Annotated in this window: 12 protein-coding genes; 6 read left to right on the top strand and 6 right to left on the bottom strand. The window is 66.4% G+C overall.

Going from position 1 to position 14,873, the window contains the following annotated elements; all coding sequences use genetic code 11:
* Nucleotides 1–99 precede the first annotated feature (99 nt).
* The 4 genes from QMX96_RS25395 (at nt 100) to QMX96_RS25380 (ending at nt 5,251) form a co-directional block, all read left to right on the top strand.
* The gene (locus tag QMX96_RS25395; protein WP_054916117.1) at nt 100–1,128 is read left to right on the top strand and encodes a proline racemase family protein; all 1,029 of its coding nucleotides are present in this window, start codon (nt 100–102) and stop codon (nt 1,126–1,128) included.
* Between the two features lie 124 nt (nt 1,129–1,252).
* Nucleotides 1,253–2,170 (top strand): dihydrodipicolinate synthase family protein, encoded by a 918-nt coding sequence (locus QMX96_RS25390; RefSeq protein WP_282362654.1) that lies wholly within the window; start codon nt 1,253–1,255, stop codon nt 2,168–2,170.
* A gap of 81 nt (nt 2,171–2,251) precedes the next feature.
* Complete coding sequence (abaF, locus tag QMX96_RS25385) at nt 2,252–3,643, top strand: fosfomycin efflux MFS transporter AbaF (RefSeq protein WP_054916119.1); 1,392 nt, start codon at nt 2,252–2,254, stop codon at nt 3,641–3,643.
* Nucleotides 3,644–3,670: 27 nt separating this feature from the next.
* Nucleotides 3,671–5,251 (top strand): aldehyde dehydrogenase (NADP(+)), encoded by a 1,581-nt coding sequence (locus QMX96_RS25380; protein WP_282362653.1) that lies wholly within the window; start codon nt 3,671–3,673, stop codon nt 5,249–5,251.
* A 115-nt stretch (nt 5,252–5,366) separates the two neighbouring features.
* Here QMX96_RS25380 and QMX96_RS25375 read toward each other — a convergent pair whose 3' ends face one another.
* The 4 genes from QMX96_RS25375 to QMX96_RS25360 all read right to left on the bottom strand — a co-directional run bounded on the left by QMX96_RS25375 (nt 5,367) and on the right by QMX96_RS25360 (nt 11,608).
* A complete protein-coding gene (locus QMX96_RS25375) occupies nt 5,367–6,374 on the bottom strand; it encodes an Ldh family oxidoreductase (RefSeq protein WP_054916121.1) in 1,008 nt (335 codons plus the stop codon).
* 218 nt (nt 6,375–6,592) lie between these two features.
* A complete protein-coding gene (locus QMX96_RS25370; protein ID WP_282362652.1) occupies nt 6,593–8,428 on the bottom strand; it encodes an NAD(P)/FAD-dependent oxidoreductase in 1,836 nt (611 codons plus the stop codon).
* 149 nt (nt 8,429–8,577) lie between these two features.
* The gene (locus tag QMX96_RS25365) at nt 8,578–10,650 is read right to left on the bottom strand and encodes a PQQ-dependent dehydrogenase, methanol/ethanol family (RefSeq protein WP_282362651.1); all 2,073 of its coding nucleotides are present in this window, start codon (nt 10,648–10,650) and stop codon (nt 8,578–8,580) included.
* Nucleotides 10,651–10,684: 34 nt separating this feature from the next.
* Nucleotides 10,685–11,608, bottom strand: a complete 924-nt coding sequence (locus QMX96_RS25360) for a transporter (protein ID WP_052504233.1) — start codon at nt 11,606–11,608, stop codon at nt 10,685–10,687.
* Nucleotides 11,609–11,966: 358 nt separating this feature from the next.
* Here QMX96_RS25360 and QMX96_RS25355 point away from each other — a divergent pair, with 358 nt between their 5' ends.
* The gene (locus tag QMX96_RS25355; RefSeq protein WP_043861048.1) at nt 11,967–13,457 is read left to right on the top strand and encodes an aldehyde dehydrogenase family protein; all 1,491 of its coding nucleotides are present in this window, start codon (nt 11,967–11,969) and stop codon (nt 13,455–13,457) included.
* Between the two features lie 78 nt (nt 13,458–13,535).
* On the opposite strand, the gene QMX96_RS25350 is transcribed toward QMX96_RS25355, so the two are convergent.
* A complete protein-coding gene (locus QMX96_RS25350; RefSeq protein ID WP_043861047.1) occupies nt 13,536–13,841 on the bottom strand; it encodes an NIPSNAP family protein in 306 nt (101 codons plus the stop codon).
* Between the two features lie 117 nt (nt 13,842–13,958).
* A complete protein-coding gene (locus QMX96_RS25345; protein ID WP_058541187.1) occupies nt 13,959–14,336 on the bottom strand; it encodes an SH3 domain-containing protein in 378 nt (125 codons plus the stop codon).
* 96 nt (nt 14,337–14,432) lie between these two features.
* On the opposite strand from QMX96_RS25345, the gene QMX96_RS25340 reads away from it, so the two are divergent.
* A complete protein-coding gene (locus QMX96_RS25340; RefSeq protein WP_282362650.1) occupies nt 14,433–14,747 on the top strand; it encodes a hypothetical protein in 315 nt (104 codons plus the stop codon).
* Nucleotides 14,748–14,873 lie beyond the last annotated feature (126 nt).

Here is a 14,873-nt window from a genome sequence, read left to right as displayed (position 1 = left end):
GGTCAAGCCCGCTCCCACACAGATCAGCCCATACCCTGTGGGAGCGGGCTTGACCCGCGATGGGCTGCGCAGCAGCCCCAATCAATCAGGAGCCAGGCAATGCGTTCATCAAAGGTGATTCATGTAGTCAGCTGCCACGCCGAAGGCGAGGTCGGCGATGTGATTGTCGGTGGCGTCGCGCCGCCACCGGGCGACACCCTGTGGGAACAGTCGCGCTGGATCGCGCAGGACGACACCCTGCGCAATTTCGTGCTCAACGAACCGCGTGGCGGCGTGTTCCGCCACGTCAACCTGCTGGTGCCGCCCAAGAACCCGGCCGCGCAGATGGGCTGGATCATCATGGAGCCGGCCGACACCCCGCCGATGTCCGGCTCCAACTCGCTGTGCGTGGCCACGGTGTTGCTCGACAGCGGCATCCTGCCGATGACCGAGCCGCAGACCCGCCTGGTGCTCGAAGCCCCCGGCGGCCTGATCGAGGCCGTGGCCGAATGCCGGGACGGCAAGGTGCAGCGCGTGGAGGTCAGGAACGTGCCCTCCTTCGCCGACCGCCTGGACGCCTGGATCGAGGTCGAGGGCGTGGGCTCGCTGCAGGTCGACACCGCCTATGGCGGCGACAGTTTCGCGATTGTCGATGCCCAGCGCCTGGGCTTTGCCATTCGCCCCGACGAGGCCGCCGACCTGGTGGAGGTGGGCCTGAAGATCACCCGCGCCGCCAACGAACAACTGGGTTTTGTGCACCCGCTCAACCCCGGCTGGTCGCATATCTCGTTCTGCCAGATCGCCGCGCCCATCGTGATGGAGAATGGCGTGGCCACCGGTGCCAACGCGGTGGTGATCCAGCCCGGCAAGATCGACCGCTCCCCCACCGGCACCGGCTGTTCGGCGCGCATGGCAGTGTTGCAGGCCAAGGGCCTGATGCAGGTGGGCGAACGCTTCATCGGCCGCTCGATCCTGGGCTCGGAGTTCCACTGTCGCATCGATTCGCTGACCGAAGTGGCCGGGCGCGCCGCCATCTACCCGTGCATTTCGGGGCGTGCCTGGATCACCGGTACCCATCAGTTGCTGCTCGACCCCGCCGACCCGTGGCCACAAGGCTACCGACTGTCGGACACCTGGCCCGGCGCCTGATCGCTAAGCCCTTGATTCACAAACCCTAAGCAAAAAGACCAGCAAAAACCCCGAAATAACGCTGGTCTGCTCCACACACATAAAATATCGTATACGAAATACTAACAACCACCGGAGACAACCAATGAGCAAGCGCATCAACTGGAGTGGCGTGTTCCCTGCGGTCACCACCCAATTCAACGACGACTTCTCCATCAACCTGGAAAAAACCCACCAGGTGATTTCCAACGTGATCCGCGACGGCGTGTCGGGCCTGGTGGTGTGCGGCTCGGTGGGCGAGAACACCTCGCTGACGACCGAAGAAAAGATTGCCGTGACCGAAGTGGCGGTGGATGCCTCGCGTGGGCGTGTGCCGGTGATCTGCGGCGTGGCCGAGTTCACCAGCGTGCAGGCCGCCAAGGTGGCCAACGCGGTGCGCAAGGTGGGCGTGGACGGGGTGATGCTGATGCCGGCGCTGGTGTACGGCTCCAAGCCGTTCGAGACCGCCGAGCACTACCGTTACGTGGCCAAGCATGCCGACGTGCCGCTGATGGTCTACAACAACCCGCCGATCTACAAAAACGACGTGACCCCGGACATCCTGATTTCCCTGGCCGACTGCGACAACGTGGTGTGCTTCAAGGATTCCTCCGGCGACACCCGCCGCTTCATCGACGTGCGCAACGAGGTGGGTGACCGCTTCGTGCTGTTCGCCGGCCTCGACGACGTGGTGCTCGAAAGCATCGCGGTGGGCGCCGAGGGCTGGGTGTCGGGCATGTCCAACGTGTTCCCCAAGGAGGGCGAGACGATCTTCCGCCTGGCCAAGGCCGGACGCTTTGCCGAGGCCATGCCGATCTACGAGTGGCTGATGCCGATCCTGCACCTGGATGCCCGCGCCGACCTGGTGCAGTGCATCAAGCTGTGTGAAGCCATTGCCGGTCGCGGCAGCGCGCTGACCCGTCCACCGCGCCTGGCCCTGCCAAAGGACGACCGCGAGTTCGTCGAGCAGATCATGGCCAAGGCCCTGGCCAACCGCCCCGAACTGCCGGATGTCGGCCTCTGAGTGAGTGCCGGGCGGGCCTCTCTGCGGGGCCCACCCGGCGCGCCTGTTTTTCTGTCTTGCGCCTGCACAGGAAACGCCAGCATGAGCACTGCACACCCCTCTCCCCGCGCAACCACCGCCCCGGCGGGCCTCAAGCGTGTGGTAGCGGCCGCCATGGCCGGTACCGTCGCCGAATGGTATGAATTCTTTCTCTACGGTACGGCCTCGGCACTGGTGTTCGGCCAGTTGTTCTTTCGCCAGACCGACAGCCCCATCGACGGCATCATCGCCGCCTTCGCCCTTTACGCCGTAGGTTTTCTGGCCCGCCCGCTGGGCGGCCTGGTGTTCGGCCACTATGGCGACAAGTTCGGGCGCAAGCGCCTGTTGCAACTGAGCCTGGTGGTGGTCGGCATCACCACCTTTCTGATGGGCTGCCTGCCCGGTTTCGACAGCATCGGCTACGCCGCGCCCATCCTGCTGGTGCTGCTGCGCCTGATCCAGGGGTTCGCCTTTGGCGGCGAATGGGGCGGCGCGATTCTGCTGGTGTCCGAGCACTGCCCGGACAACCGACGCGGCTTCTGGGCCAGCTGGCCGCAGGCCGGCGTACCGGCGGGCAACCTGCTGGCCACGGTGGCGCTGCTGGCGCTGTCGAGCACCCTGAGCGAGGAGCAGTTCCTGGCCTGGGGCTGGCGCGTGGCGTTCTGGCTGTCGGCACTGGTGGTACTGATCGGCTACTGGATCCGCACCAGCGTGGATGATGCCCCGATCTTCAAGCAGGCCCAGGCCCGCCAGGCGCAGCACAAGGTGCAGCAACTGGGTGTGGTGGAAGTGCTGCGCCATCACTGGCGTTCGGTACTGGTGGGCATCGGTGCGCGGTTTGCCGAGAACATCCTGTACTACACCGTGGTGACCTTCTCGATCACCTACCTCAAGCTGGTGGTGCACAAGGACACCTCGCAGATTCTGCTGCTGATGTTCGGCGCGCACCTGCTGCACTTCTTCCTGATCCCGCTGATGGGCTACCTGTCCGACCTGGTGGGGCGCAAGCCGGTGTACCTGACCGGTGCGGTGCTGACCGCGTTCTGGGGCTTCGTCGGCTTCCCGATGATGGACACCGGCAACAACTGGCTGATCATGGCGGCGATCACCCTGGGCCTGGCCATCGAGTCGATGACCTATGCGCCCTACTCGGCGCTGATGGCCGAGATGTTCCCCACCCATGTGCGCTACACCGCCTTGTCGCTGTGCTATCAGGTGGCGCCGATTTTCGCCGGCTCCCTGGCACCGCTGATCGCCATCACCCTGCTCAACAAGTACAACAGCTCGACGCCGATTGCCTGGTACCTGGTGGGCGCCGCGGCGATTTCCATCGTCGCCGTCGGCCTGACCCGTGAAACCCGTGGCAAGTCGCTGCACCTGGTCGACGCCGAGTCGGCCGAGCGGGTTGCCGCCAGCACCGACACCGCCAGCGCTCGCGGCAACTCGCTGGCCTGAGCCCAACCCTTTCAACAGGAGGTCTGCATGACCGAGATCATCGGCCACAACTACATCGGCGGTGCGCGCAGCGCCGCCGGCAGCATCACCCTGCACAGCCATGACGCCACCACCGGCGACGCCCTGCCGTACCGTTTCACCCAGGCCACCGCCGAGGAAGTGGACGCTGCCGCCCGCGCCGCAGCGGCGGCCTACCCGACGTTTCGCAACCTGCCGGCCGGGCGCCGGGCGGAGTTTCTGGAGGCCATAGCCGAGCAGCTGGACGCGCTGGACGATGACTTCGTCGCGCTGGTAACCCGCGAAACGGCCTTGCCCACGGCACGGATCAAGGGCGAGCGCGGCCGCACCAGCGGGCAGATGCGCCTGTTTGCCCAGGTGCTGCGCCGGGGCGACTTCTACGGTGCACGCATCGACCGCGCATTGCCCGAGCGCCAGCCGCTGCCACGGGTGGATCTGCGCCAGTACCGTATCGGCGTGGGGCCGGTGGCGGTGTTCGGCGCCAGCAACTTTCCGCTGGCGTTCTCCACCGCCGGGGGCGATACCGCAGCGGCGCTGGCGGCCGGCTGCCCGGTGGTGTTCAAGGCCCACAGCGGGCACATGGCCACGGCCGAGCACGTGGCCAACGCGATCATTCGCGCCGCCGAGCGCACCGGCATGCCCGAGGGCGTGTTCAACATGATCTACGGCGCCGGGGTGGGCGAGGCGCTGGTCAAGCACCCGGCGATCCAGGCCGTGGGCTTTACCGGCTCGCTCAAGGGCGGGCGCGCGCTGTGCGACATGGCGGCGGCGCGGGCGCAGCCGATCCCGGTGTTTGCCGAAATGAGCAGCATCAACCCGGTGCTGGTGCTGCCGCAGGCGCTGCAGGTGCGCAGCGAGAAAATCGCCACAGAGCTGGCGGCGTCGGTGGTGATGGGCTGCGGGCAGTTCTGTACCAACCCCGGGCTGGTGATCGGGCTGCGCTCGCCGCAGTTTTCGGCGTTTGTTGCGCAATTGGCGGCGACGCTGGGCGAGCAGCCGGCGCAGACCATGCTCAATGCCGGCACCCTGCGCAGTTATGCCAGGGGCGTACAGGCGTTGCAGGCGCACCCTGGGGTGAGCCACCTGGCGGGCCGTGAACAACAGGGCAACCAGGCGCAGCCGCAGCTGTTCAAGGCAGATGTGAGCTTGCTGCTCGACGGTGATGCGCTGTTGCAGGAGGAGGTGTTCGGGCCGACCACGGTGGTGGTGGAAGTGGCCGATGCGGATCAGTTGCACAGCGCGCTGGCGAGCCTGCATGGGCAGTTGACCGCCACCCTGATTGCAGAAGCCGACGACCTGGCGCAGTTTGCCCAGGTGCTGCCGCTGCTGGAGCAGAAGGTTGGGCGGGTGCTGTTCAACGGCTACCCGACCGGTGTTGAAGTGTGCGATGCGATGGTGCATGGCGGGCCCTACCCGGCCACCTCGGATGCGCGGGGGACGTCGGTGGGGAGCCTGGCGATCGATCGGTTCCTGCGGCCGGTGTGTTACCAGAACTGCCCGGATGATCTGCTGCCGGCGGCGTTGCAGGATGGCAACCCGTTGGGGATTGTGCGGTTGGTGGAGGGTTGTAGCAGTCGCGAACCGCTCTGACTGATTTGGGGCTGCTTTGCAGCCCATCGCGGGTCAAGCCCGCTCCCACAGGTACACCACTGTGTTCATGGTCAGTGGAGCCCCTGCGGGAGCGGGCTTGGCCCGCGATGGGGTTTCAGTTCAGCAATGCCTTGAGGTCGTTGTACAGCGCCTCGGGGATCTGCACGCCTTCCTCCAGGCTGCGCTTGCGCGCCTCGAAGCGGCGCTGTGACGGCAGCCGCGCACCCTGCCCCTCGATGCCCGCAAACACCGCCTCCGCCCGCGCCAGGTGCGCCTCGGCGCCCGCCCCCAGAAACCGCTGCGGATCCAGCGCGAGGATCAGCTCGCCATGGTACGGCGAGGACTTGCTGCCCGCGTCATAGGCCAGCGACTCGGCACTGGTCAGGTCGCCGATCAGCGGCCCGGCAATCAGCTCGACCATCGCCGCCAGCGCCGAACCCTTGTGCCCACCAAAGGTGAGCATCGCGCCACTGTCGAGCACCACGTTCGGGTCGGTGCTCGGCTGCCCCTGGGCATCCACGCCCCAGCCTTCGGGGATGGCCTTGCCGGCGCGCCGATGCAGCTCGATGTCGCCGCGCGCAATCGCGCTGGTGGCAAAGTCGAACACGAACGGGTTGGCGCCCGCACGCGGCCAGCCGAACGCGATGGGGTTGGTGCCGAACACCGGCTGGCTGCCCCCGGCCGGCGCCACCCAGGCATGGCTGGGGTTGCACGCCAGCGCCACCAGGCCGGCCTCGGTCAGTTGTTCGATCTCGACCCACAACGCCGAAAAGTGCACGCAGTGGTTGATGGCCAGGGCCGCGATGCCGTTGCTGCGGGCCTTGGCCTGCAGCATCGGCAAGCCGGCCTGGAACGCCAGCTGCGAGAAGCCGCCAGCAGCATCCACACGCACGATCGAGGGCGCCTGGTCGATCACCTGCGGCTCGGCCGCCGCCGACACCTTGCCGGCCTTGAGCGAGTTCACACAGCCGATCACCCGGTACAGCCCATGGGAGGCGCAGCCATCGCGCTCCCCGGCGACCACCGTGGCCGTCACGGCTGCGGCGTGCGCCGCGTTGAAACCGTTGTGCAGCAGGATCGACTCTGCCAGTTCATGGGCTTGGGTAAGGGTCAGTCGAATCATGGTCAGCTCCTTGGACAGACCGTCCATCGTGCCCCATCGACCGGGGCCGGGCTTGATCGATTCGGACCACGGGCATGACGAACTTGGCACAGTGGCCAACAGCCCCCCACGCACACCCAGGGAAGCTGTTCAGTTTGTAATCAAACTGACGCAGCCCTTGTGGTACGCAGCGTGTAGCGCTTTATCCACAGAGCTACCCACTTTTTTTGTGGATAGCTTCAGCGCAGTTCGACCGGTTGCAGGTCGGCCCAGGATTCCACCGGGCCGGGGTTGCTCGGGTCGCTCGCGCCGCCCAGGCACACGGCAATCTTGTTCACCGCATTGAGTGCGCTGGTGACCGCGCCCTCGGCCCAGCCACCGGTCCAGGACACGTCGTCGCCGGCCAGCACGAAGCCGTAGGGCGTGGCGCTGCCCACCCCGGTCATGAACTGCGCGAAGAGCCTGCGCTGGTAGGCGTACTGCCCGGGCAGGTTCATCTTGAAGGCGCCCAGGTAGTGCGGCTGGTCCTCCCAGTTGAACTCGACGAAGGTGTTGCTGGCACTGTAGTGCGCGGCGAGGTCCACGTTGGGGTAGATGGCCTGCAGCAACGTGGTGCACAGCTGGGCATGCTGCGGCGCCGGCCTGGCGCGGTCGCCCAGGAACTTCAGCGCATCGTCGTTCCAGGTGTACGACAGGAAGATGCCGCTGCCGCGGTAGCCGCTTGGCGCCTGCGCGTAATCGACCAGGTAGGTGCCACGGGTGAGGCCATCGGACAGCGTCACGCTCAGCGTGCGTTCCTGCATCGGCCCCGGTCGTTCGTGCCAGAAGGGCCGCCGGGTGGCCGCGAAGATCTTTGCCGACTGCATGTAGTGGGTGTATTTGACGGCCTCCCAGGTCGCGCTGGGCAGCAGCGCGTCCATGGCCTTCAGTTGCGGCACGGTGCCGCTGGCGCGCAGTTTGTCGAGCACCCGCAGGTGCGGGGTGTAGACCACGTGGCCGATGGTCAGCCAGGCGCTGGTATCGCGCTTGAGGTCGTGGACCAGTACCGAGAACTCACCGTTCGCCAGCGGGCTGATATGCCGGACTTCCTGGTTGAACGGCTCGGCGAATACCTGGCGGGTCATCGACTCGACGCTGCTGTCGCCCTGGCCGTTGGCGCAGGGGTCGCCCAACGCAGTGGGCGATTGCGTCCACAGCGCCCTGGGCAGTGCCTCGGCGCCCTGGTACATGAGCCGGTGGCTGGCATCCAGCCCGGTGTACAGCACCCGCAGCACTTCGAGGATGCTGTTGGGGTAGTCGGTGTTCCAGCCACCGGTGCCGAAGCCGATCTGGCCGAACAGGTTGATCTGCTCGCGGCTCCACCCCGACTCCTGCAGCAGGGCCTGGTAGAAGCTGACGTCGTCCCAGCTGCGGCCGGCGCCGCAGTGGACGATGGCATTCCACAGGCGCTTGATGGCTTTCTGGTCGATGCTGCCTTCGGTCATGGCGGTTTCCAGTTCATGGAAGTGGAACGGCGCGCCCGCCAGAAAGGTGTCGAAGAACTGCTCTTCGAGCTGCAGGTACTCCGGTGGCACGGGGAACACCGGGCTGTCGTGCTCGTAGTACTTCACGCGGCCCTGGTAGTCGACCACGGTGCTGACTGCGGCCGCTGTGCCGGGGTTGGGAAAGTCCGCCGACTGCGCGCTCATGCCCACCTTGTCGAAGTAGTGGAACAGCGCCTTGCCGGATACCGGAAAGCGCATGGCGCCCAGCTCGCAGATCACCTCGGCGCCGGGGTCGCCCATGACCCTGGAATACAGCCGCCCGCCGATGCGCTCGCCGGCCTCCAGCACCACCGGGTGCAGGCCCATCTTCAGCAGTTCGTAGGCCGCCACCAGGCCGGCGATACCGGCGCCGACCACCAGCACCTTGCGGCCCCAGCACTCGGGCGGCACGCGGCACAGCGGCTGGCCGGCGGCACGGGCGGCGGCGAGGTAGTCGGCGTAGTGGAACGGGAAGTCCGGGACCAGCGCGGTCACGTCCTTGTTGCGGGCAAGTGGCGTCCTGCGGGGGCTGCGCGAAGGGATGGCGGACATGGCAGTGGCTCCTGAGGTAGTCGGGTTCTTCCGTTGAGGTCACAAAGACTGCCAGCGATGTGACTTCTTTCAGAAAAGACCAGATCGACCCGGAGCACCAACACGCACCCGACCGGCGGCCTGTGACGTACACAGGCCGCCGGTGCGATTCAAGGTGCGGCTTTGTGGCGCGCCATGTAGTCCTCGTACTCGCGCGACATCACGTAGAGCTTGATCTGCTCGACCTCCTCGGGCTTGAGCGAGTCGTCGAACGACGGCATGCCCAGTGGCTTGAGCGCGCCCTGCAGGACGATCTGCTGGAAGTGCTCGCGGGTGGCGTCGCTGGACTGGCGCAGGTCGGGGATCAAACCGCCGCTGATGGTGCCCATGCCGTGGCACACGCTGCAGAACTGGCCATACAGCTGCTTGCCGGCCTGCACCTGCTCGGGTGCTGCGGTGACGGGCTGGGGCACGCGCTCGACCTTGGCGGGCGCCGGGGGCGGTGGCGGCAACTGCGCCTTGCCATCGAGGGCGAACACCAGCAGGCGGCTGCGGTTCTTCATGCCCGGCAGGTTCATCGACTCGCCGCCGGTCAGGGTGGCCACGCCGCCCCAGCCGGCCATGATCGCCACGTACTGACGCCCGGCCAGTTCGAAGGTCATGGGCGCGGCAACGATGCCGCTTTGCGCCTCGAACTGCCACAGCGCCTCGCCCTTGTCGGCGGAATAGGCATGCATCTGCCCCGCCGCAGTGCCCTGGAACACCAGGTTGCCGGCGGTGCTCAGGGTGCCGCCGTTCCAGTGCGTGGGGTACGGCACCTTCCAGGCGGCCTTCTGCTTGACCGGGTCCCAGGCCAGCAAGGCGCCGCTGACCACGGCGGCCGGCACGTCGGTGGCGTCGGCAAAGCCGGCGGCGGTGTTGAATGCCTTGCGGGTGACGAAGTCCTTGCCTTCGTTGCGGTACACACCGGGTACTTCCTGGTAGGGGATGTACACCAGGCCGGTGCCGGGGTTGAACGACATCGAATGCCAGTTGTGCGCGCCGAAGGGGCTGGGCCACATCACGATGGGCTCTTTTTCGTAGCGCACCCCAGGGGCCTCGACCGGCCGGCCGGTGGCGAGGTCGACCTTCTCGGCCCAGGTGACCTTGCCGAACTTCTCGGCCGAGATCAGCTTGCCGTTGGTGCGGTCGAGCACGTAGAAGAAGCCGTTTTTAGGCGCCTGCATCAGGACCTTGCGCGGTTTGCCGTCGATGTTCAGCTCGGCCAGGGTGATCTGCTGGGTGGCGGTGAAGTCCCAGCTGTCGCCCGGGGTGACCTGGTAGTGCCAGGCCAGCTTGCCGGTGTCGGGGCGGATGGCGAGGATCGACGACAGGTACAGGTTGTCGCCACCGCCCGGGCTGCGCACCTCGCGGTTCCACGGCGAGCCGTTGCCGGTGCCGACGTAGAGCAGGTCCAGCTCGGGGTCGTAGGCCATGCTGTCCCACACCGTGCCGCCACCGCCGAGCTTCCAGTACTGGTCGCCCTGCCAGGTCTTGGCCGCTTCGCGCAGTTCGGGGTGCTCGTAGGGCAGCGCCGGGTCGCCCGGTACAGTGTAGAAGCGCCAGGCCAGTTTGCCGGTGTCGGCGTCATAGGCCGAGACGAAGCCGCGCACGCCGTATTCGGCGCCGCCGTTGCCGATGATGACCTTGCCTTTGACCACCCGTGGCGCGCCGGTGATGCTGTAGGGCTTGGCCGGGTCGGTGGTCTGCTGGCTCCAGATGGCCTTGCCGGTCTTGGCGTCGAGGGCGATCAGACGCCCGTCCAGGGTGCCGACGTAGACCTTGTCGCCCCACAGTGCCACGCCGCGGTTGACCGCGTCGCAGCACGAGGTACGGGCCTTGACCTTGGCCACCTCGGGGTCGTAGCGCCACAGCTCCTTGCCGCTGGCGGCGTCGACCGCGATCACCCGGCTCCAGGACATCGAGGTGTAGATCACCCCGTCGTGGAACAGCGGTGTCGCCTCCAGGCCGCGGGTGTTGTCCAGGTCCATGTACCAGGCCAGGCCCAGTGACTTGACGTTGCTGGCGTCGATCTGTTTGAGCGGGCTGAAGCGTTGTTCGGCATAGGTGCGGCCGTGGCTGAGCCACTCGCCGCCGGCCTGTTCGGTGGCGCGGATGGCGGCCTCGTCCACCCCGGCGGCAAGGGCTGCCAGCGGGGTGGCCAGGCACAGCATCAGCAATGAAGTACGCAAAGGTTTTTTCATGTTCGGTGTCCTCGGTGATGGCTGCAGGTGCGGGTCAGAACACCTGCATCAGGCGTACGTTGAAGCGGTCGCCTTCCTTGAAACCGTTTTCCACCGACTGGTCACGGCCATAGTTGAACAGCAGCTGGGTCTTGGGGGTGACGAACCAGCCTGCGCCCACCAGAAACTTGGCGGTGTCGGGTTTGTCGTGCTGGTCGACGCCGTCCAGGCGGGTTTCGCCGCCCCACAACCTGGAGTAGCCCACGCGCAGGTCCAGGCTCGGGGTGAGCTGGTAGCGCAGGAACGCCTGGCCCTGGTACAGCGCGGACTGGCGCAGGGTCAGACCGGCGGAGGTGGCGTCGTCGTTCTTGCCGAACCAGGTGACGTCGCCGATCAGGTCCAGCCACCACTTGTCGCCCAGGCCCTGGATGTAGCCGGCCTGCAGCGCGAACTTCCAGCGGTTCTCGCCGATGTTGAGCGCGTCGTCGCGGTCGTAGCGGCCGGTGGGCACGTAGAGGAACGGGGTGATGCCGAAATAGGTCTTTTCTTCCGGACGCTCCACCAGCCACACGGTGGAGGCCAGGATCAGGTCGCCGATGCCGCCATCGCTCTTGCCCAGGCCCGAGGTGTCGCGCTTGCCTTCGAGCTGGCCGAAGGGCAGCAGGAACTGCGGGTCGATGGTGAACCCGCCCAGCTTCATGAAGTGCACGCCCCTGAGAATGCCGATGTCGGAGTTCAGCCCGGCACGCACCGGCTGCTTGTGGCCACCGGAGTACAGCGAGCGACGTTCGGCATGCTGGTAGTAGACCATGCCCAGGTTGGTGCCTTCGGGCAAGGCGGTGTAGTCCCCGGCGTCCACATCCACGGCGTGCGCCTGGCTGCCCAGGCAGCCGGCGAGGCCCAGCGTCCAGGCCTGCGCCCAGCCCAATGCAGTACGACGGCGGTGTGCCGGCACGCTTGACAGTACGGTCTTGCTCATCGAGTCACCTGTTTATTGTTTTTGTCGGATGAGCCACCCAATGGGCGGCACACAGGCCGTAGCAGGCTTCGTGCCAACGAAATTAATCCATTGATATCAATTGGTTGCGCTTTGAGGGCGTCAACCTGCGGTGAGGTGCCCGGCTGCCACCTGCCCCGTTGCAGGCCCGGTTTGCAAGGCTTTGCGGGGTTTCTCAGGGGCGTCTCATGTGTCTCACCGTTTGTCTCGACCTAATACGCACAGAACCGGCGAAAGCCCTCCAAACCCCTGAAAAACAAGTACTTTGGTAGTAGAAAAAAGCTGGCACAAGGGTTGCTGAATGCCTCGGGTTCCTTTCAATAACAAGAGAGCCACACCCATGACCCATGCCTTCCCGGTTCACAGTGATACCCAGGCGTTCGTACAGCGGCAGCACCGCATGCTGATCGGTGCCGACTGGCGCGGCGCCAGCGATGGCGCCACGCTGCAACTGCTCAACCCGGCCAACGGCCAGGCGCTGGCCCAGGTGCCTGCCGCCACGGTCGAGGATGTCGACCAGGCGGTACGTGCCGCGCGCCAGGCGTTCGATGACTCGCCCTGGAGCCGCATGCGCCCGCGCGAGCGCCAGAACCTGCTGTGGAAGCTGGCCGACCTGATCGAGCGCGATGCCCAGGTGTTCGCCGAGCTCGAATGCCTGAACAACGGCAAGAGCGCGCAGGTGGCGCGGGTGATGGACGTGCAGATGGCCATCGACTCGCTGCGCTACATGGCCGGCTGGGCAACCAAGATCGAAGGCACCACGGTCGACCCGTCGCTGCCGCTGTTCGACGGCGAGTTCCATGCCTATGTGCGCCGCGAGGCGGTGGGTGTGGTGGGTGCCATCGTGGCGTGGAACTTCCCCCTGCTGCTGGCCTGCTGGAAGCTGGGCCCGGCGCTGGCCACCGGGTGCAGCGTAGTGCTCAAGCCGGCGGACGAAACCCCGTTGAGCGCGCTCAAGCTGGCCGAACTGGTACTGGAGGCCGGCTACCCGGCGGGCGTGTTCAACGTGGTCACCGGCGTGGGCGCGGTGGCCGGTGCGGCGCTATCGGCGCACCCGCTGCTGGACAAGGTGACCTTCACCGGCTCGACCGAGGTGGGCAAGCTGATCGGCAAGGCGGCGATGGATTCGATGACGCGGGTGACGCTGGAGCTGGGCGGCAAATCGCCGACCATCATCCTGGCCGACGCCGACCTTGAGGTGGCCGCTGCCGGTGCCGCCAGCGCGATCTTCTTCAACCAGGGGCAGGTGTGCTGCGCGGGGTCGCGCCTGTATGTGCACCGCAAGCATTTCGACCGCGTGGTGGCCGATATTGCCGGCATCGCCAACGGCATGAAGCTGGGCAATGGCCTGGACCCGAGCATCGACATGGGGCCGTTGATCTCGGCCAAGCAGCAGGCACGGGTGGGCCGCTACATCGACATGGGCCGCGAGCTGGGCGCCAAGGTGGCGTGTGGCGGCGAGTATTACGGACCGGGGTATTTCGTGCAGCCGACGGTGATTGCCGACGTCGACCAGCAGTGCCCGCTGGTGCAGGAGGAGATTTTCGGGCCGGTGCTGGTGGCGATTCCGTTCGACGACATGGACGAGGCGATTCGCCTGGCCAACGACAGTGCCTATGGCCTGGGCGCGAGCATCTGGTCCAACGACCTGGCGCAGGTGCACCGCATGGTGCCGCGCATCAAGTCGGGCTCGGTGTGGGTCAACTGTCACAGTGCGCTGGACCCGGCGCTGCCGTTTGGCGGCTACAAGCTGTCGGGCGTGGGGCGCGAGATGGGCGCGGCGGCCATCGAGCATTACACCGAGCTGAAGTCGGTGGTGATGAAGCTGTAGGCCGCAGTTGGGGCCGCTCTGCGGCCCGATCGCGGGTCAAGCCCGCTCCCACTGGAGGGGGCTTGCGCCGTGATGGGGTCAGCCCAGTACAGGGCGGAAGAAACTGCGCTCGTAGCTGATGATGCACCGGGTGTCTTCGGCGTACTTGAACGCGGCGATGCACTCGGCGTCGGTTTTCGACTGTTCGCGGTAACGTTCGTACGCTGCCAGGCTCGGGAACGAGAACATCGCCAGGGCGACGTTGTTGGCGCCTTCGCTGGGCAGGAAGTAGCCATGGTGCTGGCCGCCGAATTTCTCCACCAGCGGTATCCACATGCGCCCGTAGGCTTCGAACTCTTGCAGCTTGTAGGCATCGACGATGTAGCGCAGGTAGCAGGTAACCATTGCAGCACTCCATGAAAGGGACCGGCAGCGAGCCTAGTGGGCGTCACGGGCGGGCGTCAATACGCGACAGGTGCAGCGAGCATCAGCGCTCGCACCGTTGAACCCGCGTGCAGCCCTTCAGCGGGTCGGTGCCGCCGGCGCCTGTTCGATGTGGCGCAGATGGCTTGAAGGCACCCAGCCGGCCTGCGCGTCGCGCGACCTTGTGCACCAGGACCAGCCGTTGAGCGACCTCACGCAGAGCAACTCATCGCCAATGTCCACGTCCAGCTCCCTGGCGGTGTAGTCCTCGCGCGCGCGGCCTGCCTGCTCGCCCAGCCTTTCGATCACCTGCGCCGGCACCCAGCCACCCTGCTGGCCGGGCGTGGTGCAGAAGTACCAGTTGTCCCATCCTTCATCGCCCTGGTACACCTCCCCCACCTCCAGCACGGCCCCCTTGGCAAAGGTGATGGGCTGAGGGAATTCGCTGCGGTGCGCTTTAATCACGCGGTATTGCATGTGCCTTCTCCTTGGTGAACTGAAGCCGGTGCCCACCCAGCGGCGCGGCTGTGCGAAAATAGCGCCTTTGTTATCAACAGGTTGGAGATGTACGGTTTGGTTACACACTATTCGGCGAACGGCGCCAATGCCGCCTGCGGGCGTACCAGTCAGACCCTCAACAGCACTCAGGCAGCGGATCAGGTGTCGTGCAAGTCCTGCCTGCGCTCGCTGGCAGCCCCCGACTCCGCAGCCGTGGCCGCCAAGGCCAAGACCCCTTCGCTGGCCGAACTGCGCAAGCAGCGCAAGCAACAGGCCGCGCCGGCGCCGGTGCCCGCGTTCAGCGTCAAGGCCAGCTGGCAGGCTCGCCTGAGCAGCCAGGCCGACCGTTGCCGCCTGCCACGCGGTGTGCGCAAGCAGATCTGCGTGTGACCCCCGGGCAGGCCGGCTTGCTGTGGCAAGTCGGCCTGCCCGCCGTTGCCCTCAATACAGTTCGGAATCCAGCGCCAGCATCTGGTCGGGCGCAAAGGCGGCCGTGAGGTGCGCCATGGTATCGCG

The sequence above is a fragment of the Pseudomonas sp. PS01300 genome (genome assembly GCF_029960155.1).
GTDB lineage: Bacteria > Pseudomonadota > Gammaproteobacteria > Pseudomonadales > Pseudomonadaceae > Aquipseudomonas > Aquipseudomonas palmensis.
The sequence above is the reverse complement of the archived record's forward strand: the minus strand, read 5'-3'. Positions and strand labels throughout refer to the sequence as shown.